The 21,782-nt window shown below is 68.8% G+C and carries 21 protein-coding genes; 12 read left to right on the top strand and 9 right to left on the bottom strand.

All coding sequences use genetic code 11. From position 1 onward, the window contains the following. Positions 1-102 precede the first annotated feature (102 nt). Both ABEA67_RS10640 and ABEA67_RS10635 read right to left on the bottom strand, forming a co-directional pair. Positions 103-600 (bottom strand): GNAT family N-acetyltransferase, encoded by a 498-nt coding sequence (locus tag ABEA67_RS10640; protein ID WP_345464934.1) that lies wholly within the window; start codon positions 598-600, stop codon positions 103-105. A gap of 102 nt (positions 601-702) precedes the next feature. Next, on the bottom strand, positions 703-1,050 hold the full coding sequence (locus ABEA67_RS10635) for a DUF805 domain-containing protein (RefSeq protein ID WP_345464932.1): 348 nt from the start codon (positions 1,048-1,050) through the stop codon (positions 703-705). A gap of 190 nt (positions 1,051-1,240) precedes the next feature. On the opposite strand from ABEA67_RS10635, the gene ABEA67_RS10630 reads away from it, so the two are divergent. After that, positions 1,241-2,269, top strand: a complete 1,029-nt coding sequence (locus ABEA67_RS10630; RefSeq protein ID WP_345464930.1) for a metallophosphoesterase — start codon at positions 1,241-1,243, stop codon at positions 2,267-2,269. 44 nt (positions 2,270-2,313) lie between these two features. On the opposite strand, the gene ABEA67_RS10625 is transcribed toward ABEA67_RS10630, so the two are convergent. Together ABEA67_RS10625 and infC are read right to left on the bottom strand one after the other, a co-directional pair. Further along, the gene (locus tag ABEA67_RS10625) at positions 2,314-2,559 is read right to left on the bottom strand and encodes a glutaredoxin family protein (protein ID WP_345464928.1); all 246 of its coding nucleotides are present in this window, start codon (positions 2,557-2,559) and stop codon (positions 2,314-2,316) included. Between the two features lie 111 nt (positions 2,560-2,670). Continuing rightward, complete coding sequence (gene infC / locus ABEA67_RS10620; protein ID WP_345464926.1) at positions 2,671-3,258, bottom strand: translation initiation factor IF-3; 588 nt, start codon at positions 3,256-3,258, stop codon at positions 2,671-2,673. A 263-nt stretch (positions 3,259-3,521) separates the two neighbouring features. On the opposite strand from infC, the gene ABEA67_RS10615 reads away from it, so the two are divergent. From ABEA67_RS10615 to ABEA67_RS10590, 6 genes are all read left to right on the top strand, one after another. After that, a complete protein-coding gene (locus ABEA67_RS10615; protein WP_345464924.1) occupies positions 3,522-4,199 on the top strand; it encodes an NUDIX hydrolase in 678 nt (225 codons plus the stop codon). A 110-nt stretch (positions 4,200-4,309) separates the two neighbouring features. After that, the gene (locus ABEA67_RS10610; RefSeq protein ID WP_345464922.1) at positions 4,310-4,600 is read left to right on the top strand and encodes a YbaB/EbfC family nucleoid-associated protein; all 291 of its coding nucleotides are present in this window, start codon (positions 4,310-4,312) and stop codon (positions 4,598-4,600) included. A 46-nt stretch (positions 4,601-4,646) separates the two neighbouring features. Further along, positions 4,647-5,312 (top strand): recombination mediator RecR, encoded by a 666-nt coding sequence (gene recR, locus ABEA67_RS10605; RefSeq protein WP_345464919.1) that lies wholly within the window; start codon positions 4,647-4,649, stop codon positions 5,310-5,312. A gap of 140 nt (positions 5,313-5,452) precedes the next feature. Continuing rightward, positions 5,453-6,073 carry a GNAT family N-acetyltransferase gene (locus ABEA67_RS10600; protein WP_345464917.1) on the top strand — a complete coding sequence of 207 codons (621 nt, stop codon included), beginning with the start codon at positions 5,453-5,455 and terminating at the stop codon, positions 6,071-6,073. A 70-nt stretch (positions 6,074-6,143) separates the two neighbouring features. Continuing rightward, positions 6,144-6,653, top strand: a complete 510-nt coding sequence (locus tag ABEA67_RS10595) for a hypothetical protein (RefSeq protein ID WP_345464915.1) — start codon at positions 6,144-6,146, stop codon at positions 6,651-6,653. A 287-nt stretch (positions 6,654-6,940) separates the two neighbouring features. Further along, positions 6,941-7,555: a TetR family transcriptional regulator C-terminal domain-containing protein gene (locus ABEA67_RS10590; RefSeq protein WP_345464913.1), complete on the top strand. Its 615-nt coding sequence runs from the start codon at positions 6,941-6,943 to the stop codon at positions 7,553-7,555. Positions 7,556-7,612: 57 nt separating this feature from the next. Here the strand turns inward: ABEA67_RS10590 and ABEA67_RS10585 are convergent, their stop codons facing one another. Beyond that, on the bottom strand, positions 7,613-8,350 hold the full coding sequence (locus ABEA67_RS10585; protein ID WP_345464911.1) for a helical backbone metal receptor: 738 nt from the start codon (positions 8,348-8,350) through the stop codon (positions 7,613-7,615). A 64-nt stretch (positions 8,351-8,414) separates the two neighbouring features. Further along, the gene (locus tag ABEA67_RS10580; RefSeq protein WP_345464909.1) at positions 8,415-10,490 is read right to left on the bottom strand and encodes a VWA domain-containing protein; all 2,076 of its coding nucleotides are present in this window, start codon (positions 10,488-10,490) and stop codon (positions 8,415-8,417) included. 320 nt (positions 10,491-10,810) lie between these two features. Between ABEA67_RS10580 and ABEA67_RS10575 the strand changes: the two genes are divergently transcribed. Beyond that, positions 10,811-12,775, top strand: coding sequence for a DNA topoisomerase subunit B (locus ABEA67_RS10575; protein WP_345464907.1), 1,965 nt, complete (start codon positions 10,811-10,813; stop codon positions 12,773-12,775). A 52-nt stretch (positions 12,776-12,827) separates the two neighbouring features. On the opposite strand, the gene ABEA67_RS10570 is transcribed toward ABEA67_RS10575, so the two are convergent. Then, positions 12,828-13,190: an endonuclease domain-containing protein gene (locus tag ABEA67_RS10570; protein WP_345464905.1), complete on the bottom strand. Its 363-nt coding sequence runs from the start codon at positions 13,188-13,190 to the stop codon at positions 12,828-12,830. 122 nt (positions 13,191-13,312) lie between these two features. Then, a complete protein-coding gene (locus ABEA67_RS10565) occupies positions 13,313-16,438 on the bottom strand; it encodes a DEAD/DEAH box helicase (protein ID WP_345464903.1) in 3,126 nt (1,041 codons plus the stop codon). Positions 16,439-16,509: 71 nt separating this feature from the next. Between ABEA67_RS10565 and ABEA67_RS10560 the strand changes: the two genes are divergently transcribed. Then, entirely contained in the window at positions 16,510-17,004 is a 495-nt protein-coding gene (locus ABEA67_RS10560; protein ID WP_345464901.1) for a DinB family protein, read from the top strand. Here the strand turns inward: ABEA67_RS10560 and ABEA67_RS10555 are convergent. Continuing rightward, positions 17,001-17,387 carry an MliC family protein gene (locus tag ABEA67_RS10555; protein WP_345464899.1) on the bottom strand — a complete coding sequence of 129 codons (387 nt, stop codon included), beginning with the start codon at positions 17,385-17,387 and terminating at the stop codon, positions 17,001-17,003. The genes ABEA67_RS10560 and ABEA67_RS10555 overlap by 4 nt on opposite strands. 133 nt (positions 17,388-17,520) lie before the next feature. Here ABEA67_RS10555 and ABEA67_RS10550 point away from each other — a divergent pair, with 133 nt between their 5' ends. The 3 genes from ABEA67_RS10550 to glgX all read left to right on the top strand — a co-directional run bounded on the left by ABEA67_RS10550 (position 17,521) and on the right by glgX (position 21,720). Beyond that, positions 17,521-18,495: an ABC transporter substrate-binding protein gene (locus ABEA67_RS10550; RefSeq protein ID WP_345464897.1), complete on the top strand. Its 975-nt coding sequence runs from the start codon at positions 17,521-17,523 to the stop codon at positions 18,493-18,495. Positions 18,496-18,609: 114 nt separating this feature from the next. Beyond that, a complete protein-coding gene (locus ABEA67_RS10545; RefSeq protein ID WP_345464895.1) occupies positions 18,610-19,317 on the top strand; it encodes a hypothetical protein in 708 nt (235 codons plus the stop codon). Between the two features lie 213 nt (positions 19,318-19,530). After that, on the top strand, positions 19,531-21,720 hold the full coding sequence (gene glgX, locus ABEA67_RS10540; protein ID WP_345464893.1) for a glycogen debranching protein GlgX: 2,190 nt from the start codon (positions 19,531-19,533) through the stop codon (positions 21,718-21,720). Positions 21,721-21,782 lie beyond the last annotated feature (62 nt).

Here is a 21,782-nt window from a genome sequence, read left to right as displayed (position 1 = left end):
CCTGGCATCCCGCCCTGCATCACCAGACCGGAGTGATGGGGCAGAAGGCTCATGCCGTCAGGATAGCGGGCCGGGTGGATGGGGAGCAACCCGCCAGGCAGCTTACGAGCCGCGCAGTGGGTGGGGCGTCCGCGTATGCACCTGACCGAAGTCGATCTCAAAGAAGCGGTAGCCCTCCTGACCGGCGTCCGCCGACCGGTAGCCCATGCGCTCGTACGCCGGCGCGGCGCTGTGGTCGTTCGCGTACCAGAAGACGTAGCGCAGCGGGCGGGCACGCGCCCAAGCCTCCACCGCGTGCATCAGGGTGCGGGCCACGCCCTGCCTTCTTGCGCCGGGCACGGTGTAGAGGTCGTCCAGCTTGGCGGTGCGGCCTGAGTTTCCTGAGCGCAGGTGCGGGCCGTAATCGTGAACGGCGGCATACCCCAGCAGACGCCCTCCCGCGTCCTGGGCGACCAGCAGGGCGAAGTCCTCCCGCTCGCAGAAGGAGGGAAAGCGGGCGGCCAGCGCCTCCGCGTCCTCCACGAAGCCCATGTCCAGCAGCATCGGGCGCAGGACGGGAAAATCGGCGGGGGTGGCGGGGCGCACGGTGAGGGGGGGCATAGGCACAGTGTTCCGAATCTGGAGGCAGGGGCCAATGCGCCGGATGGCCGAGAAATGCAAAAAGGCCCGGCGGGCACCGGACCTGCGGGCACCGCGCCCGGCCTACCAGCTCGCCGCGCCGCTCTGCATCCCCTTGGGATTCGGCCCCCACTTGTTCGGGCCGGGCTGGCTGTCGAGGACCAGGAAGATGAACAGGACCAGGCCGCCAATCAGAGGAATCAGCGAGATGAGGACCCACCAGCCGGAACGGCCCGTGTCGTGCAGACGGCGGATGGTGACGGCCAGCGAGGGCAGGAAGAGCGCCAGGCCATAAAGAGCGGTCAGGACGATGCTGACCAGGCCCAGCCCGGTCGGCTCCGGGGCCAGACCATTCGCAGTCGCGGAGAAGGTCTGCATCTGGTAGGGCAACTGCAAGATCAGGCTGATGATGCCGTTGATCAGCGCGAACATCCATTACTCCCGGCGGCGTGCCCGGCCCCGGAAGTCAGCGTAGTGGTTGCGGACGACGTTCAGATATTCGTTCATGCGGCCTCCCCCGCCCGGGCCGCCGAACTCGCCGGGCGCGTGAGAACAGCGTAACGGACACGTGAGGCAAATGTGACGCAAAGCAGTATCCGGCAGCGGGGGTAACATGCCCCCGATGCGTTCTCTCCTGCTCCCGAGTCTGACGGCGCTGCTGGCCGCCTGTGCGCCCGCGGTCACCGGTCCGGCCTCCCCGCTACGTGGAGGGGTCGTCGCCATACTCACCCCTGCCACCCCGGACCACGTCCGCGTGGTCGTGATGGGCGACCAAGGCACCGGGACGCAGGTGCAGCGGCGGGTCGCGGCGGCCATGCGGGAGGTCTGCGGGCGGGACGGCTGCGACCTGGGCGTGGGCCTGGGCGACAGCTTCTATCCGGCGGGACCGAAGGACGCCGCCTCGCCCCTGTTCCGTGAGCGCTTCGCGGACGTGTATGGGCCGCTGGGCTTCCCCTTCCTGATGGTGGCGGGCAACCATGACGAGTCGTGGGTCTGGGGGGGCGACGGGGCCGACGCCCGCGGCGCGGAGGCGCAGGTGGCCTATGCCCGCCTGAATCCGCAGTGGGTGATGCCCGCCCGCACCTACCGCGCCCCGGTGGGCGACCCGCTGGAGTTCTTCGCGGTGGACACCTCGCCCCTGGCGGCCTACCTGCCATCCCGGCGGGTGGGTGAGCGGCCCGGCGGCTCCTGGGACGCGGCGCAGCGGGCCTGGCTGGCGGGAGCGCTGGCGAGCAGTCAGGCGCGCTGGCGGCTGGTGCTGGGGCATCATCCCCTCTTCAGCAACGGGAAACACGGGGACGCCGGGCACTACGACCGCCTGCCGCTGGCGGGCCAGCGCGGCGACGCGGTGCGGGCGCTGTACGGGGTCGCCTGCGGGAAGGCCGACGGCATCCTCAGCGGGCACGACCACGCCCTCCAGGGCTTCGCGCCCCAGCCGGAATGCCCCGGCACCTGGCAATGGGTCAGCGGCGCGGCGGGCAAGGTAGAGCCGGGGCGCAGCGGCTCCCGCCCGGCCACCTTCGAGGTGCTCGACCAGCCCGGCTTCCTGTGGCTGGACGTGACGCGGGAGACGTTGACCGTCCGCGCCTTCACGGTGGGGGAAGACGGCGCGGTGCGTGAGGTTCACACCGACACCATGCACAAGCCATAAAAAGAGGGCGGCCCCGCCCGGAGGCCGCTCCCCTACAGATTGCTTTACAGCCCGGCTTCGGCTAGGAAGGCGTCGAGCTTCTGGGGCCGGAACCCGCTGAGGCTGCGGGCCACGTCGCCGCTGACGAGGGTGGGCACGCTGCGCCGCCCGCCGTTGACGCTCATCACGTATTCGGCGGCCTGCTCGTCCTGCTCGATGTTGATTTCCTCAAAGGCCAGACCCTTGCTGCTGAGGGCACGCTTGGCCGCGTGACAGTCGGGGCACCAGTTGGTCGTGTACATCTTGATCATAGCCTAACTTTACAAAACAAAGCATGGGACATGGTGAGGTTCCCCAGTTTCCCCGCCGGGGACACAGAAAAGCGGCCCGCCATAGGGGCAGGCCGCTGGAAGGGGCAAGGGTCAGGCGTTTGCTGCTGCTTCGGCCTGGGGAGCCTCAGCCTGGGGGACGGCCTCGCGCCTGGGGGCCGCGGGGGCCTTGGGGGCCATGATCATGTTCATGTCCATGCCCATCATGCTGGGCATCCCCTCGGGTGTGCCCACGTCGGCCAGGGTGTCGGCCACGCGGTGCAGGATGCGCTCGCCCAGTTCGGGGTGGGTGCGCTCGCGGCCACGGAACATGATGGTGACCTTGACCTTGTGGCCTTCTTCGAGGAAGCGCCGCACGTGCCCGGTCTTGGTGTTGAAGTCGTGGTCGTCGATCTTGACGCGGAACTTGATCGCCTTGACTTCCTGGGCGCGGGCGCGCTTGCGGTTTTCCTTCTCGTTCTGCTGCTGCTCGTAGCGGAACCGGCCATAGTCGAGCAGGCGGCAGACGGGCGGGACAGCCTGGGGACTCACCATCACGAGATCCAGTCCCTTTTCACGCGCCATGCCCATGGCGTCGCGCGTGTCGATGATCCCGATCTGCTCGCCCTCAGCGCCGATCAGGCGAATCTGACGAACGCGAATCTGCTCGTTGACCTTATGTTCTTTCGCTATGTTTATCACCTCCGCACGCCCCCCTGCCAGACATGTTCACACGCTGGTGGATGGGCGGCTCAGGCCTCTGTGGGCCTGATGATTTATTTTACCACGCGGGCCGCATGAGCCGCAGACGTGCGCCCTCACGAAACGTCAGGCCGCCTGCCTTCGTCGTGGTCCCTCTGGCCCCAAAGGACGAGGAAGGCCGTGTGACCGCGCTCTCTTCGCACCCGGACCAGACACTCGGGCCACCCTTGACCTGACCGGATGCCCCGCCTAGAGTTTGTGTCATGGGGACACTCTCCCTGCCGCCGCAGGCCACCCAGGTCGGTCTGGCCGTGGATGTGGCCGCCTTTGCCATCCACGCGGGCGAGCTGCGTGTGCTGCTGGTGCAGCGCGGCGAACTGCCCCACGCCCGCGACTGGGCGCTGCCGGGCGGCTTCGTGCAGATCGGGGAGGCGCTGCACGAGGCGGCGCTGCGCGAACTGCGCACCGAAACGACGGTGGCCCTCGAACCCCGCCACCTCGAACAGTTCTATACCTTCGGGGAACTGAACCGCGACCCGCGTGGGCGGATTGTCTCGGTCGCGCATCTGGCGGTGCTGGGGCACGGCACGATCCACGTGACGGGCGGGGGGCATACCCTGGGCGCGGCGTGGTTTCCGGCGCATCAGCCGCCACCGCTGGCCTTCGACCACGCGGCGATTCTCGACCGGGCGCTCAAACGGCTTCAGGTGCGGCTGGAGTACGCCAATCTGGCGCTGGAGTTCCTGCCCGACACCTTCACGCTGCCCGAACTCCAGGGCGTCCACGAGGCCATCCTGAACCGGCCCCTGGACAAGCGCAACTTCCGCAAGCGGCTGCTGGCGCAGGGCGTGCTGGTGCCCAGCGGCGAGCGGCGCAGCGGCGTCGGGAGGCCCGCGCAACTGTACCGGCGGGCCAAGGGGACGCGGACGGCGGCATTGTAGGGGAGCTTTCAGCGGTCAGCTTTGGGCAAGCGGGGAGTACGGGCGGCCTGTCCTCACAACGTCCCGGGTCCACGTTCTCCCGTCCCCGTCCCCGGTAGAATCTTCAGGTTATGGACATGAAGAAGCTCATGAAGCAGATGCAGCAGGCGCAGGTGGCCGCCGCCAAGATTCAGGAGAACCTCGCCGCGCAGACGGTGGAGGGCACGGCCAGCGGGCTGGTGACGGTCACGATGAACGGGCACGGCAAGGTGCTGGGCCTGAAGATCAAGCCGGAAGCGGTGGACGCGGACGACGTGGAGGCCCTCGAAGACCTGCTGCTGGTGGCCTTGCAGGACGCGAACGCGAAGGCCGAAGGCCTCCAGCAGGACGCCACGCGCGGGCTGGGGCTGCCGGGATTTTGATGGAGAGCCGTCAGCAGTCAGCCCTCAGCCCTCAGCGGGGTGAGGCATGAAGTATCCGCCTTCGCTGGTGGCGCTGATCCGGGAGCTGTCGCGGCTGCCGGGCATCGGGCCGAAAAGCGCGCAGCGGCTGGCCTTTCACCTGTTCGAGCAGCCGCGGGAGGACATCGAGCGGCTGGCGGGGGCACTGCTGGAGGCCAAGCGTGACCTGCACACCTGCCCGGTCTGCTTCAACATCACCGACGCCGAACGCTGCGACGTGTGCAGCGACCCCTCGCGCGACCAGGGCATCATCTGCGTGGTGGAGGAACCCGGCGACGTGATCGCCATCGAGCGCAGCGGCGAATACCGTGGCCTGTACCACGTGCTGCACGGCGTCCTGAGTCCGATGAACGGCGTCGGCCCCGACCGGCTGCACATCCGGCCCCTGCTGCCGCGAGTGGCCGAGGGCATGGAGGTCATTCTGGCGACCGGCACCACGGTGGAGGGCGACGCGACCGCGCTGTACCTCCAGCGCCTGCTGGAGCCGCTGGGCGCGGTGGTGAGCCGCATCGCCTACGGCCTGCCGGTGGGCGGCGCGCTGGAATACGCCGACGAGGTGACGTTGGGCCGCGCCCTGAGCGGCAGGCGGCGCGTGAGCGAGCCTGCGCCGCCTCCCTCAGCCCGCCGCGACGACGAGCCGGACGGTACGGCCCCGGTCCCCTCGCCCCGCTAGGGCGGCGCTCCGTTTCGTTGCCGCATATCTCAGGCGTCCACTCCACGCCGCCCTTTTTGCGCCCCGCCCTAATACGCCAACCCGCGCCCTGCCTGGAGTTGTCCGGCAGGGCACTTGCTTTTCTGGGCTACGGTGAGCGCGTGACAGACACACCGCGCCCCCTCTCTCCCGCCCCGCTGGCCGAATGGTTGACGCCCGTCCTGCTCACCGGGCGGCATATCCGGCTGGTCCCCCTGACCAAAGAACACGCGGCGGACCTGCACGCCGGGGCAGACGAGGACACCTATGCCCTGCTGGCACGCGGTGGTCCGGAGGAGCGCACGGCAGAGGGCTGGGCCGAGTACATCACGCGCCTGAATGCGCTTCCCCACCGGATGAACTGGGCGGTCCTGATGGGAGGCCGGGCCAGGGGCCGCATCAGCTACAGCGAGGTTCGGGTCAGCGACCGCTGGGTGGAAATCGGCACGATGCTGGTGCCCGCCGCGCAGGGAACCGCCGCCAACCCGGAAGCCAAGCTGCTGCTGATGGCCCGCGCCTTCGAGGTGCTGGGGGCGAACCGCGTCCAGTTCAAGGTGGACGCGCGCAACGCCCGCAGCCTGCGCGCGATGGAAAAGCTCGGCGCGGTCAGGGAAGGCACGCTGCGGCAGTACCAGGTGCGTCCCGACGGCTTTGCCCGCGACAGCGTGATGTTCAGCGTGCTGCGGGACGAGTGGCCGGAGGTCAAGGCCGGACTGCTCGCCCGCCTGGTCACCCTGACCTGACAGCCCGCCTCTGACGGCACGGTGAGAAGTGGGGCAGGGCTGTCACAGCATGGGGTGGGTACACTGACGCATGCGCGCCGCCTCCCGCCTGCCCCGCCTGTCGCTGGCCGCTTCCGTCCTGCTGGCGGCCCTATTCTCTGCACCCGCACGGGCGCTGGTCGTCCCGCTGGCGGGCTGGACCCCCGTGAACGGCAACGCCAACGTGTGGACCGACCGGGCGGGGGCCTGCCTGCTGCGCGAGGAGCGGCACGGGCAGGCCTATCCCACCTTCAGCACCCAGGAGGACGCCCGCGCCTTTGCCCTGCGGCTCCAGAAGGCGCTGGGCCAGAACAAGGCGGGCCAGGACAAGCTGGGCCAGAACAAACTCAGCGAGATTGTCACCCAGCCGGTGGAGCGCGCCGGAACCTGGGCCGTCCTGGCCTCCTACACCCACGAGCAGGGCGGCGTGGCCTACCGCATCAGCCAGCTCTACCTCAGCGACGCGGGCCTGCTCCGCACGGTGACCGGCAGCAGCGCCCAGCACGAGGCGAGTGCCTGCGTGAACGAGATGCGGGATTTTATCCGGTATTTGGCGAATTGAGGGGGGAGGCGTGAGGGGTTAGGCATTAGTGAAAGGCTTCACGGCCCTTCTGCCTTCTGCCTTCTGCCTTCTGCCTTCTGCCTTCTGCCTTCTGCCTTCTGCCTTCTGCCTTCTGCCTTCTGCCTTCTGCCTTCTGCCTTCTGCCTTCTGCCTTCTGCCTTCTGCCTTCTGCCTTCTCTCGTCTCCGCCGCGCGGGACGGCCCGCGCGTTCACGCCATGCCTGCCCAGGCGGACTCCGGGGACGTGTCTGCCTTCTGCCCCCTATCCCGCCTGCTACCCTGCGCCTCATGGCGCGGCGCGTGAATCCGATACAGGACCGGGTGCGGCGGGCGGCGCTGGAGAAGGCGGCGTATCTGGCGATCTACGAGCGGGGCTACGCGGGCGTGACGCTGGCCGATATCGCCGGGTACGCGGGGGTCAGCAAGGGGACGCTGGCGTATCACTTCGGGAGCCGGGCGGGGCTGCTCGCGGCGGTGATGCGGCGCTTCACGCGGACCATCACGGTCGCCACGCGGCGGGCGCTGCGGCAGGCGGGCACCCCGGGGGCCAAGCTCGCCGCCTATGTCGAGAACCAGTTCTACGGCGTGGAGAACACCCGGCGCTTTTACACCGTGTCGCTGGACTTCCTGGCCGCCGCCACCCGTGACCCGGAGCTGATGGCGGTGCAGCGCGACTTCCAGCGCGAGACGCTGGCCCTCGACCTCGAACTCGCGCGGCTGGCGGGCGAGGCGGGCGCGGGCGAGCGGGCACGGCTGCTGCGGGCGCTGGTCGAGGGCCTGAGCGTGCGCTTCCTGGCTGACCCCGCCCCGGACCTGGCGGCCTACCGCGCGGAATGCCTGCGGGGCCTGCGGGCCATCCTGGGGTGGGAGGAGGAGCCGCCCGCCCCCAGCCCCGCAGGCTAGGGCGGGGCGCAGTGGAATGGACGCCCAGGACGCGCGGCAATGCAACGGAGCGCCGCCCTAGGACAGGCGCAACCCGGCCAGCGCCGCCGCTATCTGCCGCGCGCCCTCGATCAGCCGGGGACCGGGGCGGCCCAGACCGCTCTCGGGCACGCAGACGACGGGCACCCCCAGGCCGCGCGCCTCGATAACCTCGGGCCGGAGCTTACGCGCGCCGCACCACGAACAGACGATCAGGTCGGGGTGGGCCGCGCGCACCTCCTCCAGCGTGAGGGGCGTGCTGCGTCCGGGCCGCTCCCCCAGGGCATTGACCGCGCCCAACGTCTCCAGCAGGTCCGTGACCCAGGAGTCGCGCGTGGCGGCGATGATGGGCCGGGGCCACCACTCGACCAGCACGCGGGGCGGACGGGGATAGGCGCGGGCGAGGCTATGCAGTTCCGCCTCCAGGCTCCCGGCCAGCGCCTCCGCCCGTTCTGGCAGGCCCACGGCCGCGCCTATCTCGCGGATGTCGCGCAGGGTGCCCGGAATGCTGATGGGGTCCAGCACGAGCGTCCGCAGCCCCGCCGCCCGCACGCCCTCCACCACCCGCTCCATGCCGGGCACGCTCAGGCTCGCCAGCACCAGGTCGGGCCGGGCCGCCTGCACCGCCGCCACGTCGATGTTCAGGTCCGGCCCCACCCGCACCGCCCCCTCCAGCCCCGGCGCGTCGCTGTGGCTGTCCACCGCCACCACCTGCCCCGCCACGCCCAGCGCCGCGAGAATGTCGGAATTGCTGGAGGTCAGGGCGGCCAGCCGCATGGAAGGAGGATAGCGGGTCAGCAGGTCAGCCCTCTGGCTGCTGGCTGCTGGAAGCTGGCCGCCCCTAGCCTTCCAGCGCCGGCAGCTCAAGCTGGGCCTCGGGCGGCAGGTAGGTGCCGGGGCGCAGTTCGGCCCCGTCGTCGCCCCGGCGGAGGCGGACCCCGGCGGGCAGCGCGGCGAGCAGCAGATGTGGGCCGCTGGGCGTGAGCTTCAGGCCGTGCAGGGCCGGGGCACCGAACGCCTCGCCCAGGTCGGTGATGCCGGGGCGCAGCAGCAGGGCATGTTCGCCGTAGGGGCCGAGGAGATGCAGGGTCACGCCGTCGACGCGCAGGCGCAGCGGCAGGCCCAGGCCGACCAGCGTGCCCAGGGGCGCGAGGGGGGCACGGGCAGGCCGCGCCACCGCCACCCCCAGCAGGCTGCCGGGCCGGACCACCTCGTCCTCGCGCAACAAGCGGGCACCCTGGCTGACTTCCAGGTCGGCGGGCACGCGCAGCACGCGCAGGCCGCCCTGGTCCTGCTGAAGCCGCAGTCCGCTGAGATGCGGCACGCGCGCCACCTGCCCCAGGTCGAAGGGGCCACCCAGCGGCACGGGCACCGCCGTCACCTCTCCCCCCGCGCCGACCAGCGCCAGCGTACGGGCCTCGCTGTACTGGAGGCCCTCCACGTTGGGCGGTGGCGGGGCCGGGGGCATGGCGGGCCGAGCCGGACGCCTGCGCCGCCCCCAGGCCAGCCCCCCCAGCGCCAGCAGCGCCAGGACCAGCACCGCCCCCAGCAACGCCGGGAGCCGCGCGGCCGGACCGGAGGGAGGAGTCGGCAGCGGCGCAGGCTGGGCAGGCGCGGGCCGGGCAGGCGGGGTCGGGGCAGCGGTCCCGGCAGGCATGGCAGCCCCGTTCCCCGCCGTGATGGCGGCCAGCGGCAGCACGCCCCCCTCGCCCAGCAGCAGCTCCGGCCTCACGCCCGTGCCGTCAGGCAGCCCGGCATTCTGCACCCGCACCGCCACCTCCCGGCCTCCCGGCAGCCGCAGCAGCTCACCGGTCAGGCCCGCGGGGAGGCGCAGGCCGCGGGGCGGGGTGTCGGCATCCAGGCGGTAGCGCAGGGTGACCGCCTCGCCGGGGCGCAGCGTCCGGTCGGCCCCGGGGTTCAGCCAGGTCAGGCGCGGTTCGGGGCCGACCGCCAGGCGCAGCAGGACGCGGCGGGGCAGCCCGCCCGGCGTGGTGGGAGGCGCGCACAGCAGCGCGGGGGTGCCCACCGGCAGTCGGCCCGTGACCGTCAGCCGCGCCAGCCCCCCCTGCGCCTGCCCGTCCGCGAGGCGCACCCCCTCGCCCGCCGCCAGCGTGAGGGGCGTGCCGTCCGGGAAGGGAGCCGGAACACGGGCCGGGTCGGTCACGGTGGCGAGGGGCGTGCCGTAGTCGGCCAGCCTGGGGGCCTGCCCCACCGGCAGCGTGAGGCCCTGGGCATAGCGGCTGGCGGCGAGGGCGGCGCGGGCTTCCTGCGGAATCTGGGTGCCCAGCGCGACATAGTGCAGCGTATCCAGCGGCCCCCGCGAGCCGAAGGCGGCCAGCGCCCGCTGCGCCGTGTGGCCGGCGTCGGGGTCGTTGTCGATGCCGTCGGTGAGGAGAAAGACCGTGGTCACGTCCCCCGGCGTGGCCTTCAGCGGGGCCAGGGCCTCCGCCACACTGCGGTAGAGGTACGTGTTGCGCCCGTCGGCCCGCAGCGCGGCCAGATCGGCATTCCAGCGCGCCGCGTCTGCCGGAAAGGTATAGCTGCGCCTGAGACGGGGGCCGCTGTCGAAGGTGACGAGTTCGACCCGCCCCGGCCGCCCGGTACGTACATAGGCATTCATCGCCGCCTTGACCCGCCCGAAGATGTCGGCCTGGCCGTCCCCGATGCCGCGCATGCTGCCGCTGGTATCCAGAATGAACACCGTGCGCGTCCCGGTGGGCAGCGGCCCCGTGGGCAGCACGCAGCCCGCCCCGGCCTGTGGCGGCGGGGCCGGGGGGGTCGCCGGGGCACGCCGCAGGGTCACGCCCGGCGCGGCACTGCTGGGGGTGGCGCTGCTGGAGACAGGCCCACTCTGCGCCCGGACAAGCGGACCGCTGGCAAGCAGGGCGGTAAGGAACAGGGCGGCGGCAGGGCGCATGCAGCCCCCATTCTGCCCGGAACAGCGCGGCAGCGTGAAGAGGACCGGCCGCGCCGTTCCCCGAGTCGCGGCGCGCAGCAGCCCGCCACCCCGTGGCGGGGACGTCCCAGACGGCATTTTGGCGGCAGGTCGGGCAGAAGAAGTCAGCGCCTCATATTACGTCTAATACGTAATCCATTTGACCCGTTTCAACTCATCCTGTATACTGGGAGGACCTTCGGAGGCGCACGCAGCGCCGATTTTTTGGCCAAACGGCCTCCACGGCCCAGCTTCCGAATTCGAACATCATCACTGCCCCACCGGGGCCACGCAGGAGGACCATGACGCAGACCCACGAGTACAACGCCAGCTCCATCTCCATTCTTAAGGGGCTGGAAGCGGTTCGCAAACGCCCCGGCATGTACGTGCAGGGCGGCACCGGCGTGGACGGCTACCACCAGCTGCTGACCGAGATCATTGACAACGCCATCGACGAGGGCCTGGGCGGCTTTGCCGACGAGGTTCACGTGATCATGCACGCCGACGGCAGCGCCACCGTCACCGACAACGGGCGCGGCATTCCCGTGGACATCATGAAGTCCGAGGGCCGCAGCGCCATCGAGGTCATCTTTACCGAGCTGCACGCGGGCGGCAAGTTCGGCGGCGGCGCGTACAAGGTATCGGGCGGCCTGCACGGCGTCGGCAGCAGCGTAGTGAACGCCCTCTCCACCTATTTCGACGCGACGGTCAACAAGGGTGGCAAGCTGCACCACATCCGCTTCGAGAAGGGGGCCGTGTCCACGCCGCTCGAAGTGCTGGGCAAGACGCCGCAGGGCGTGAAGTGGTCCACCAAGATTACCTTCCACCCCGACCCGGAAGTCTTTTCCGAGTTCGAGAACCTCTTCAACTACGACCGCATCCGGGGCCGCCTGCGCGAGCTGGCCTACCTGACCGGCCTGAAGATCGTGGTGCGCGACGAACGCACCGAGCTGCACGGCGGCGAGGTCCGCGAGGAAACCTTCTTCGAGCAGGGCGGCATCGCCAACTTCGCGCGCGCCCTGGTCACCGACGACTCCAAGCTGCTGTACGACCAGCCCATCGTGATGCGCGGGAGCCACAGCGAGGTGGAGGTCGAGGTCGCGTTCATCCACGCCAACACCTATTCCAGCGACAACATCCTGACCTACGCGAACATGATCCGCACGCGCGACGGCGGCACGCCGCTGACCGGCTTCAAGACCGCCTACACGCGCATCCTGAACAAGTACGCCAAGGACAAGAACCTGATCAAGTCCGGCAACCCGGTGCCCAGCGGCGACGACCTGCTGGAAGGCATCTACTGCGTGGTGTCGGTCAAGCTGGGCGAGCCGCAGTTCGAGTCGCAGGCGAAAGTCAAGCTGCTCAACAGCGAGGCGCAGACGGCCGTCAACGCCATCGTGGGCGAGAAGTTCGCGGAGTTCCTGGAGGAAAACCCGAAGGTCGGCAAGACCATCGTGGAAAAGGCCGCCGAGGCCGCCCGCGCCCGCGAGGCCGCCCGCAAGGCCCGCGACATCGTGCGCCGCTCCAACCCCCTGGAAAACGACGACCTGCCCGGCAAGCTGGCCGACTGCTCCAGCCAGGACCCCAGCGAGTCCGAACTGTTCATCGTGGAAGGGATTTCTGCAGGTGGCTCGGCCAAGGGTGGCCGTGAGCGCCGCTTCCAGGCCATCCTGCCCCTGCGCGGCAAGATCCTGAACGTCGAGAAGGCGGAACTCAACAAGATTCTGAAGAACGCCGAGATTCGCGCCCTGATCGGGGCCATCGGCGCGGGCGTGGAGGGCACCGGCGACCGGATGCACTTCGACCTCTCCAACCTCCGCTACCACAAGATCATCATCATGACGGACGCGGACATGGACGGCGGGCACATCGCCACGCTGCTGCTGACGTTCTTCTACCGCTACATGCGCCCCGTGGTCGAGCAGGGCTACCTCTACATCGCGCAGCCGCCGCTGTACCGCATCATGGTGGGCCGCGAGAAGAAGGGCACCTACCTCTACACGGAAGAGGAACTCAAGACGCACGTCGCCCGCGCCAACAAGGAAGGCAAGAAGTACGAGATTCAGCGCTTCAAGGGCCTGGGCGAGATGAACGCCGACCAGCTCTGGGACACCACCATGAACCCCGAGACGCGCGCGCTGAAGCAGGTGCAGGTCGAGGACCTGATCGTCGCCAACGAGGTCTTCGAGAACCTGATGGGCAACGAGGTCGCCCCGCGCAAGCGCTTCATTCAGGAGAATGCGCGGTTCGCGGAAATCAGCGTGTAAGGAAGGGAAGTCAGAAGCCGCCTGCCCGTGGGGTGGGCGGTTTTTCTTTTGCTCAGAACGGAGCCTCACCCCGGCAAACCCCGTCAATGGCCGCGCACACCCCGGCGAACTGGCCCAGCACCTCCGCATTGCTGAAGCGCACCACCCGAATTCCGCTTGCCGTGAGCTGCCGCGTGCGCTCGGCGTCGTACTGTTGCGTGGCCTGCCCGTCGTGGCTGCGACCATCCAGTTCGAGGCAGAGCTTCAGCGAGGGCGCGTAGAAATCAAGGATGTAACCCTGAAGCGGCACCTGACGCCGGAATCTGGCCGGATGCGTGCGGAGAAACTCGAACCAGAGTTTGCGCTCGGCGGGGGTCTGGTTGTTCCTCAGTTCGCGGGCACGGGGGGCCAGGTGGCGGGTGTATGCGTCGCGCATAGCTTTAGCTTAGGCGGATAGACCCCTCCGGCCCTTCGGGCCACCTCCCCTTACAAGGGAGGCTTTTTGCTTTCTGGCTCCCTTTTCAGGGGAGCTGTCGGCGCAGCCGACTGAGGGGTCCCTCACCCGAAATACCCCAGCAAATCAATCAACGTCCGTGCGTAGTCGTCCGGCTTCAGCCCCTTCTTCTCCAGCTTCACGCTCGGCGGGAAGGTTGTCACCTCCGTCTTGTGCGGGAAGCGTTTCAGGCCCGGCGCGTCGTAGTCGAGGCCCTTGTACGCGAAGGTAATTTGCAGGTGCGTCATCGTCTCCCCGATGCTCAGCGCCCGCTTGGCGACGGCGGTCAGGCGCAGCTTGGCGAGGTCGATGAAGTTCTGGACCTCGGGCGTGGGCGGGCCGTACTTCTTGCGGAGGTCACGCTCCACGCGGCTGATGGCCTGAAGCGTGCGCGCCTCCGACAGCCGCCCGTAGGTGGCGATGCGCGCTTCCTCGTCGCCGTCGAAGTACTCGGGCGTGAGGCGGGCGTTGATGGGGAGGTCGATGCTGACGGTGGCGGGCGTCTCCACCGTCTCCCCCTTCAGGCGGGCGACGGCCTGCGCCAGCATCTCGGTGTACACGTCGATGGAGACGGCCTGCACGTGCCCGTGTTGCTCCTCGCCCAGGATGTTGCCCACACCGCGAATCTCCATATCCTTTTCGGCCAGCAGGTGCCCGGAGCCGAGGTCTTGCAGGTCGGCAATCGCCCACAGGCGGCGCTGCGCGTTCTCGGTCATGCGCGGCGGGTAGAAGAGGTAGGCGTAGGCGGTCTGCTGCCGCCGCCCCACCCGCCCGCGAAGCTGGTAGAGCTGCGCCAGACCCAGCCGGTCGGCCCGCTCGATCAGGATGGTGTTCGCCTCGGGAATGTCCAGCCCCGTCTCGACAATGGTGGTCGAGAGCAGCACGTCGAACGCGCCCTGCTCGAAGCCCAGCATGATTTCCTCCAGCTCCTCCTCGTTCATCCGCCCGTGCGCCACGCCGATGCGCGCCTCGGGCACGAGGTTGCGGAGGTAGAGACTGCGCGCACCGATGGAGGCGATGCGGTCGTGGATGTAGAAGACCTTACCGCCGCGCTCGATCTCGTTGAGGATGGCGTCGCGGACGGTCACGGGGTCGAAGGGGGCCAGCACCGTCTGAATAGGCTTGCGGCCCTTGGGCGGCGTCTGGATGCTGCTCATGTCACGCAGGCCGACCATACTCATGTAGAGGGTGCGCGGGATGGGGGTGGCCGACAGCGCCAACGTGTCCACCGCCTTCACGCCCTCGGGAATGTCCAGCTTGCCGTCCTTGGGCACGTCGGGGAGGCCGCGCAGGGCACGCAGCTTCTCCTTCTGCCCCACGCCGAAGCGGTGTTCCTCGTCCACGATGATGAGGCCCAGGTCCTTGAACTGCACATCGCTGGAAAGGAGGCGGTGCGTGCCGATGATGATGTCCACCTTGCCCTGGGCGAGGTCCGCCAGAATCTGCCGCCCCTGCTTGTCCCCCGTGAAGCGGGAGAGGCCCTCCACCCGCACGGGCAGGTCCTTGAAGCGCTCGACGAAGGTGGAGGTGTGCTGCTCGGCCAGCAGGGTCGTGGGCACCAGCATCGCCACCTGCTTGCCCTGCCCGATGACGCGGTGGGCGGCACGCAGGGCCACCTCGGTCTTGCCGAAGCCCACGTCACCGGAAATCAGGCGGTCGGCGGGGTGGGGGGCTTCCAGGTCCTTCAGCGTTTCCTTCAGCGCCGTCTTCTGGTCGGCGGTCAGGTCGAACTTGAAGTTCTTCTCCACCTGCGCGTCCCATTCGGGCTGCGGCGGGAAGGCGTTGCCGGGCGTGACCTGCCGCGCGGCGTACTGCACGAGGAGCCTGGCGGCCACTTCCTCGGCGTTCTTGCGGGCCTTTTCCTTCGCCCTGGCCCAGTCCTTCTTGTCGAAGGAGGACAGCACCGGCGGGTCGTCGGTGGTACCGGGGTGGCGGCGCAGCACCGGCAGTTGCTCGATGGGCACCGCGAGGCGCGCGCCGTTCCGGTATTCCAGGTTGAGGTAATCGCGGGTAACGCCCAGCACCGTGCGCGTTTCCAGGCCCTGAAACTGGCCGATGCCATGTTCGGGATGAATCAGGTAGTCGCCCACGTGCAGGCCCAGCGCGTCGGTGACGGGCTTGCCGGCCAGCTTCCTGCCGCGCAGGGCCGAGCCGCCCTGGAAGCCGTAAACCAGGTCCTCGGTAAGGACGACCGTGCGGTGTTCGGGAATGGCAAAGCCGCCCTCGCCGTTCGCGCGCAGGAAGCCCAGGCCACCTTCCTCCACGCGGGGCACGCTCAGCCAGGGAATCTCATGGGTGTTCAGGAGCTTGTCGGCCAGATAAGCGGCGGTGCGGTCATGGCGGACCAGAATCATCACGCGGTAGCCCGCCCCGCGCCACTCGTCCACGTCGCGCTCCAGGTCGGAGAGGCGGGCGCGGTAGAAGGGCAGCGTCTTGAGGCCCAGGTCGAAGTCGGTCAGGTCCAGCGGGGCGCGACCAAACGAGGTCACTTCCCGCTCGCGCAGCCGGGGCCAGAGGGTGTCCGCCAACGGGCCGAGGGCCGAGGCGTAGAACTCGGGCGAATCCAGAAAGACGCGGCCGGGCAGCAGGTCCAGGCGGGTGGCGTCCCATTTGACTTCCGTCAGGTAGTCGGCGGTGGGTTCCAGCGTGAAGGTCTGAATGCGCTCGCCGGTCATCTCGCCCGGCGCGAGGTGGCGCAGCGTGTCCAGCTCGTCCCCGAAGAACTCGGCGCGAAGCCACAGCGGGTCTTCCCCGTCCGGCACGCCTGCGCCCGGTTCCAGCCGCAGCTCCAGCGTGTCGCCGCGCAGAAAATAACCTGGTTCCTCGTCGCGCTCATAGCCCAGGCGTTCCAGGCGGTTCAGAAGCTCCTCGCGCGGGTAGCTCCCCCCGACGCGCAGGGTCAGGGCGTGGTCCTCCGGGTGAGCGGGAAAGAGGTCCAGGGCCGTGTTCACGTCCAGCACGACATGCTCGTGGCGGGCGTCCCAGTCGCGCAGGCCGGGATTCACGCTGACGGGTGCCCCCAGCGCCCCCGCCGAGGCGTAGGTCGCCACGCGGTCAGGCGTGGTGAGTAGCACGGCGGGGCCGGGGTGGGCGGCAAACAGCGCGGCGCGGGCCACCTGCGGCAGCAGCAGCACGTTTCCGACCGGGGCGGTCGGCAGGAGTCTGGAGAGGTTGGGGGCGGCGACCGTCACCGGAAGATTGTACGCGGGCCGCGCAAACGGGAGGGCGAGGGAAGCAACGATGCGGGGCGGTACAGTCGGGCATGACCACCGGGATGAACGAGACTGCCGACGCTGCGCTGCGTGCCCATGTCCGGGTACTCCTCACCGCCCGCCAGGCGCACGTCACACTGGACGATATGCTGGAAGGCTTTCCGCTGGAGCGCATCAACGAACGGGTGGAGACCCTCCCCTATTCCGCCTGGGAAGTCCTCTCGCACCTGCGCTTCACCCAGCGCGACATCCTGAACTTCGTGCGGGACGCGGAGTATTCGGAACCGGACTGGCCCGCCGACTACTGGCCGGGGAAAGAAAAAGCCGCCACCCTGGAAGAGTGGCAGGCTGAAGCACAGGCGTTCCGTGATGACCTGGCGGCATTGCTGGGGCTGCTGGACGACCCGCAGACCGACCTTCTCGCCACCGTCCCAAACGGAGAGGACCAAACCTGGCTACGCGAGTTCCTGCTGGTGGCTGACCACAATGCCTACCACGTGGGCCAACTGATGCTGCTCAAACGGCTGCTGGGCGGGGGGGCTTAGCGCCGGGTCTTGCAGCCCGTCAGCAGCGCGCGGGTGTTCCGCGTGTCGCTCCCCACAAAGGTGTTCAGATTGGCCTGTCCCTGATGCTCCCACCACTCCAGGCCGCCGCCGCTCACGGTCGGGCCGTACAGGCTGGCGTAACGGGCACCACTGGCCGAGACCGCCTGGGAGAGGCCGTACTGCTGCCCGTTCCAGTTCAAGACAGCGAACAGGGGACCGTTCTTGCCGAAGTTCACGTACGAGACGCTGATTTTCTTGCCGCCGTCGCAGGTGTAGTGAAAGGTGCGGTAGCTGATGGAGGTCGGCGTGGTGCTGACGTTTGCCGCAGCGGCACTCCCCAGGAGAGCAGCGCCAGCCGTCAGGAGCAGGAGTCGGGTCTGCATGGTCCAACGGTACAGGACCCGGCCCCGGCCAGCCCTCCTGACTTTGCACACCCGGGCCTCAAGAAGGAGGCAGCCCCACGCCTGGCGGTATTAGTCTACAAAAGAAGTCAACTTATCTGCTAGGCTTTGTTTTATGAAGCGCACCATTCTCTCGCTCACCACACTGGCCCTCCTCGCGGGGGGCGCGCAGGCGCAGCAGGCCAAGGAACTCCGCCTGGGCGTCTTTCCCAACGTCACGCACGCCGCCGGGCTGGTCGGCGTCCAGCGCGGCCTCTTCCAGAAGGAACTGGGGAACGTCAAGCTGGTGGTCAAGGAGTTCGCCAACGGCTCGCAGGTCAACGAGGCCTTTGCGGCGGGGGCGATTGACGCGGCCTATGTCGGCCCCGGCCCGGCCATGAACGCCTTCATGCGCGGCGTCCCCATTCAGGTGTATGCGGGCGCGGCCAACGCGGGCGCGGTGCTGGTCGGGCGGGGAGACAGCGGGATTCGCAACGTGAAGGGCCTCGCGGGCAAGAAGGTCGCCGTGCCCACACGCGGCTCCACCCAGGACATCAGCCTGCGCCACCTGCTGCACGAGAACGGCCTGAAGGCCACTGACGAGGGCGGCACCGTCACCATCGTGCCCATCGACCCGGCCAACATGCCCGCCGCCTTTGCAGGCAAGCAGGTGGACGCCGCGCTGGTGCAGGAACCCTGGGGCGCGGTGATGGAGACGCAGGGCGCGAAACTCATTGCCAATGAAAAAGCCATCTGGGCGGGCGGCAACTACACCACCACCGTGCTGGTCGTGAACACGAAATACGCCGCGCAGAACCCCGAGGCCGTGAAAGACCTGCTGCGCGGGCACCTCGCCGCCATCAACTTCATCGGAAAGAGCAACGCGGGCGCGCAGAAGGCGATTGCTGACCAGATTCAGACGTTCACGGGCAAGCGGCCCAATACCAATGAGCTGTTCAAAGCGCTGGCCCGCACCCGCGTCACCTGGGACATCAACCTGAAGACCCTCGCCGAATACGCCCAGCTCAACAAGGAGGCGGGCTTCGCGCGCGACGTGCCGGATCTGGACCGCTTCGTGAACCTAAGCGTGGTGCGGGGGCTGGCGAAGTAGGAAGCTCGCAGCGGCCAGCCGCCAGCAACCAGCAAAGACGCAGGCCCCAGCTCAGGCTGGGGCTTCTGTTGTGCTGGCCGCTGAACGCTGGCGGCTGGCCGCTACACTACCCCCATGACCGGACCCAAAAAAGGCTCCAGAGGCCGCACACCCAAGCGCAACACCGCGCAGGGACGCGGGGGCATCACCCGTGACAGCACCCGGCCCGTGCGGGAGCGCACGCCGCGCCGGGAGGAGGGACGCTCGGGCCAGCCGGACTCGGCTCCGCAGAAACGGGAGGAGGCCCGCAGCAGCACGGCCCGGCCGGGCCGCACCACCAACCCCGCCCGCCGCGGCCCAGGCGAGGGAGAACGCGGGGGGACGGGCGAGCGGACGTTCAAACCCGGCCCGGCGCGGCAGGCCCCCCCGAAACTGGCTAAGAAAAAGCCGCTGCCCGAACTCAAGCGGGTGCAACTGGACGCTCCCCCCGCCGACACCGTGTTCCGCGACCGCGACGGCGAGCGGCTGACCTTTCCCGACAGCAGCCTCAAACGGGTGGCGGCCCACATCCTGACCCAGAAGAACAAGGCGTGGCGCTACCGGGCCTTTTCCTTTCCGCTGTTCACCGAAAAGGGCAACGAGCAGTCCTTTTATTTCGATTTCTACATCTACGACGCCGAGGACAGCGTGATTCGCCTGCTGCTGGTGGTGCCCTCCGAGTCGCGCGAGGTGTGGGACCGGGTGGGGCGGTTCAAGCGGCAGTACCCGATGTACACCTACGAACTGTGGACGCCGGAGAAACTGGCCCAGCTTCAGGGACCGCGCGGGCGGCTGGGGTTCTAAAGCTGCTGGTCTGAGGCAGCCGTTCTGAAGAGGCGGGTGGCCTTGCGTCATCCTTGAGACATCGGGAGTGTGTGAGCCATTTCGCCTGCCCGATGAGAAGGTTCTGGTAACGTTTCCAGCCATGAGCGGCGACTTCACGGGTTGACCGGGAGCCGCCGCTTTTTGATGTCTACCTTTCTAAACGAGTCGGGCCGCGCGCCCGTGGAGGCCAGCATGACGACCACCGAACCCCTTCCCCAAACCGCAGAGGCTGCCCAGCCCCGCCTGCTTCCCGGCCATCCCTACCCCCTGGGGGCGACCTGGGACGGCCAGGGCACCAACTTCGCGCTGTATTCCGAGAACGCGGCGGGGGTGGACCTCTGCCTGTTCGATGAGGACGGCACCGAGACGCGCTATCCCCTGGGCGAGCGTACCGCCTTCGTGTGGCACGGCTACCTGCCGGACATCGGGCCGGGGCAGCGCTACGGCTACCGTGTCCACGGCGAGTACGCGCCCGCGCAAGGCCTGCGCTTCAACCCGAACGTGGTCCTGCTCGACCCCTACGCCAAGGCATTGGACGGCACCGAACGCTTCGACGCGGGCGTCTTCGGCTACGTGCCGGGCGGCGAGGACACGGTGATGCAGACCGAGGAGCAGCGCGGCGCACCCCTGGGCGTGGTGATCGACCCGGGGTTCAACTGGGTGGGCGATGTCAAGCCGAACATTCCCTTTCACCAATCGGTGATCTACGAGGCACACGTCAAGGGCCTCACCATGACCCACCCCGACGTGCCCGAGGCGCTGCGCGGCACCTACGCGGGCGTGGCGACCGAGCCGATCCTGACGTACCTGAGGGAGCTGGGCATCACCGCCATAGAGTTCCTGCCGGTGCATCAGCATGTGGACGACCCCTTCCTGCTGGACAAGGGCCTGACGAACTACTGGGGCTACTCCACGCTGGCTTTCTTTGCGCCGGACGTGCGCTACTCGGCGGCGGCGCGGCGCGGCGACCCGGCGGGCGCGGTGCCCGAGTTCAAGAACATGGTGCGGGCGCTCCACGACGCGGGCATCGAGGTGATTCTGGACGTGGTGTACAACCACACCGCGGAAGGGAACCACATGGGGCCGACCATGTCCTTCAAGGGCATCGACAACCCCACCTACTACCGCCTGGTCGCCGACAACCCGCGCTTCTACTTCGACTACACCGGCACCGGCAACAGCCTGAATGTCCGGCACCCGCAGACCCTCCAGCTCATCATGGACTCGCTGCGTTACTGGGTCACGGAGATGCACGTGGACGGCTTCCGTTTCGACCTCGCCAGCACGCTCGCGCGTGGGCTGCACGAAGTCGACCAGCTCTCGGGCTTTTTCACCATCATCCATCAGGACCCGGTCATCAGCCGCGTCAAGCTGATTGCCGAACCGTGGGATGTGGGCGAGGGCGGCTATCAGGTCGGCAACTTCCCGGTGAACTGGGCCGAGTGGAACGGCATCTACCGCGACGACATGCGCGCCTTCTGGAAGGGCGAGGGCGGGCTGGCCTCCGAAATCGGCTACCGCCTGACCGGCTCCAGCGACCTGTACCAGAACGACGGCCGCAAGCCCTACGCCTCGATCAACTTCGTGACCGCGCACGACGGCTTTACCCTGCGCGATTCCGTCACCTACGAGCAGAAGCACAACGAGGCCAACGGCGAGGGCAACCAGGACGGCCACAACCACAACATCACCTGGAACTGCGGCGTGGAGGGCGAGACGGACGACCCCGAGGTTGGCCGCCTGCGCCGGCAGCAGCAGCGCAACTTCCTGGCGACCCTGCTGCTGGGCCAGGGCACGCCAATGCTGCTGGGCGGCGACGAGATCGGGCGGACGCAGAAGGGCAACAACAACGCCTACTGTCAGGACAACGAAATCAGCTGGTACGACTGGCAGAACGTGGACGAGGCGCTGCTGGCCTTGACCCGCAAGCTGATTGCCCTGCGCAAGTCGCACCCGGCGCTGCACCGCCGCAAGTTCTTCAGCGGCCGCACCATCCGCGGCGAGGACGTGCGCGACATCGTGTGGCTGCGCTTCGACGGGGCCGAGATGACCGACGAGGACTGGAACAACCCCGAGACGCAGAGCCTGGGCATGTTCCTCGCCGGGGACGGCCTGGACGACGTGGACCCGGCGGGCCAGCCCCTGCGCGACGACCACCTGCTGCTGCTGCTGAGCAGCTCCTACGTGGACCTGCCCTTCCGCCTGCCCGAGCTGGGCGGCTGCCAGAAGTGGGAACTGCTGCTGGATACCACCGACGACGCGGCGCAGGAACAGGTGGACGCCGGGCAGGAAACGTCCCTGCGTGCCCGCAGCGTCAAGCTCTACCGTTGCAGCCAGACGACCCCCAAGGAGAACCAGGCAGGCGAGGACCACCCGGCCTGATTTCTCCAGGCCTGAGCTGGACCTTGAACGGTCCCTCATCCCCGGCTGACCTCACCCCCCTA

The organism is Deinococcus carri, from assembly GCF_039545055.1.
GTDB lineage: Bacteria > Deinococcota > Deinococci > Deinococcales > Deinococcaceae > Deinococcus > Deinococcus carri.
Note: the sequence above shows the minus strand (reverse complement) of the source record. Positions and strands in the feature narration are given on the sequence as shown.

What these genes read in the sequence shown, in the direction of transcription:
- ABEA67_RS10640 (WP_345464934.1), bottom strand. Translation starts at nt 600, where the DNA reads ATGCCCCCCCTCACCGTGCGCCCCGCCACCCCCGCCGATTTTCCCGTC.
- ABEA67_RS10635 (WP_345464932.1), bottom strand. Translation starts at nt 1,050, where the DNA reads ATGTTCGCGCTGATCAACGGCATCATCAGCCTGATCTTGCAGTTGCCC.
- ABEA67_RS10630 (WP_345464930.1), top strand. Translation starts at nt 1,241, where the DNA reads ATGCGTTCTCTCCTGCTCCCGAGTCTGACGGCGCTGCTGGCCGCCTGT.
- ABEA67_RS10625 (WP_345464928.1), bottom strand. Translation starts at nt 2,559, where the DNA reads ATGATCAAGATGTACACGACCAACTGGTGCCCCGACTGTCACGCGGCC.
- ABEA67_RS10615 (WP_345464924.1), top strand. Translation starts at nt 3,522, where the DNA reads ATGGGGACACTCTCCCTGCCGCCGCAGGCCACCCAGGTCGGTCTGGCC.
- ABEA67_RS10610 (WP_345464922.1), top strand. Translation starts at nt 4,310, where the DNA reads ATGGACATGAAGAAGCTCATGAAGCAGATGCAGCAGGCGCAGGTGGCC.
- recR (WP_345464919.1), top strand. Translation starts at nt 4,647, where the DNA reads ATGAAGTATCCGCCTTCGCTGGTGGCGCTGATCCGGGAGCTGTCGCGG.
- ABEA67_RS10595 (WP_345464915.1), top strand. Translation starts at nt 6,144, where the DNA reads ATGCGCGCCGCCTCCCGCCTGCCCCGCCTGTCGCTGGCCGCTTCCGTC.
- ABEA67_RS10590 (WP_345464913.1), top strand. Translation starts at nt 6,941, where the DNA reads ATGGCGCGGCGCGTGAATCCGATACAGGACCGGGTGCGGCGGGCGGCG.
- ABEA67_RS10585 (WP_345464911.1), bottom strand. Translation starts at nt 8,350, where the DNA reads ATGCGGCTGGCCGCCCTGACCTCCAGCAATTCCGACATTCTCGCGGCG.
- ABEA67_RS10580 (WP_345464909.1), bottom strand. Translation starts at nt 10,490, where the DNA reads ATGCGCCCTGCCGCCGCCCTGTTCCTTACCGCCCTGCTTGCCAGCGGT.
- ABEA67_RS10575 (WP_345464907.1), top strand. Translation starts at nt 10,811, where the DNA reads ATGACGCAGACCCACGAGTACAACGCCAGCTCCATCTCCATTCTTAAG.
- ABEA67_RS10570 (WP_345464905.1), bottom strand. Translation starts at nt 13,190, where the DNA reads ATGCGCGACGCATACACCCGCCACCTGGCCCCCCGTGCCCGCGAACTG.
- ABEA67_RS10560 (WP_345464901.1), top strand. Translation starts at nt 16,510, where the DNA reads ATGACCACCGGGATGAACGAGACTGCCGACGCTGCGCTGCGTGCCCAT.
- ABEA67_RS10555 (WP_345464899.1), bottom strand. Translation starts at nt 17,387, where the DNA reads ATGCAGACCCGACTCCTGCTCCTGACGGCTGGCGCTGCTCTCCTGGGG.
- ABEA67_RS10550 (WP_345464897.1), top strand. Translation starts at nt 17,521, where the DNA reads ATGAAGCGCACCATTCTCTCGCTCACCACACTGGCCCTCCTCGCGGGG.
- ABEA67_RS10545 (WP_345464895.1), top strand. Translation starts at nt 18,610, where the DNA reads ATGACCGGACCCAAAAAAGGCTCCAGAGGCCGCACACCCAAGCGCAAC.
- glgX (WP_345464893.1), top strand. Translation starts at nt 19,531, where the DNA reads ATGACGACCACCGAACCCCTTCCCCAAACCGCAGAGGCTGCCCAGCCC.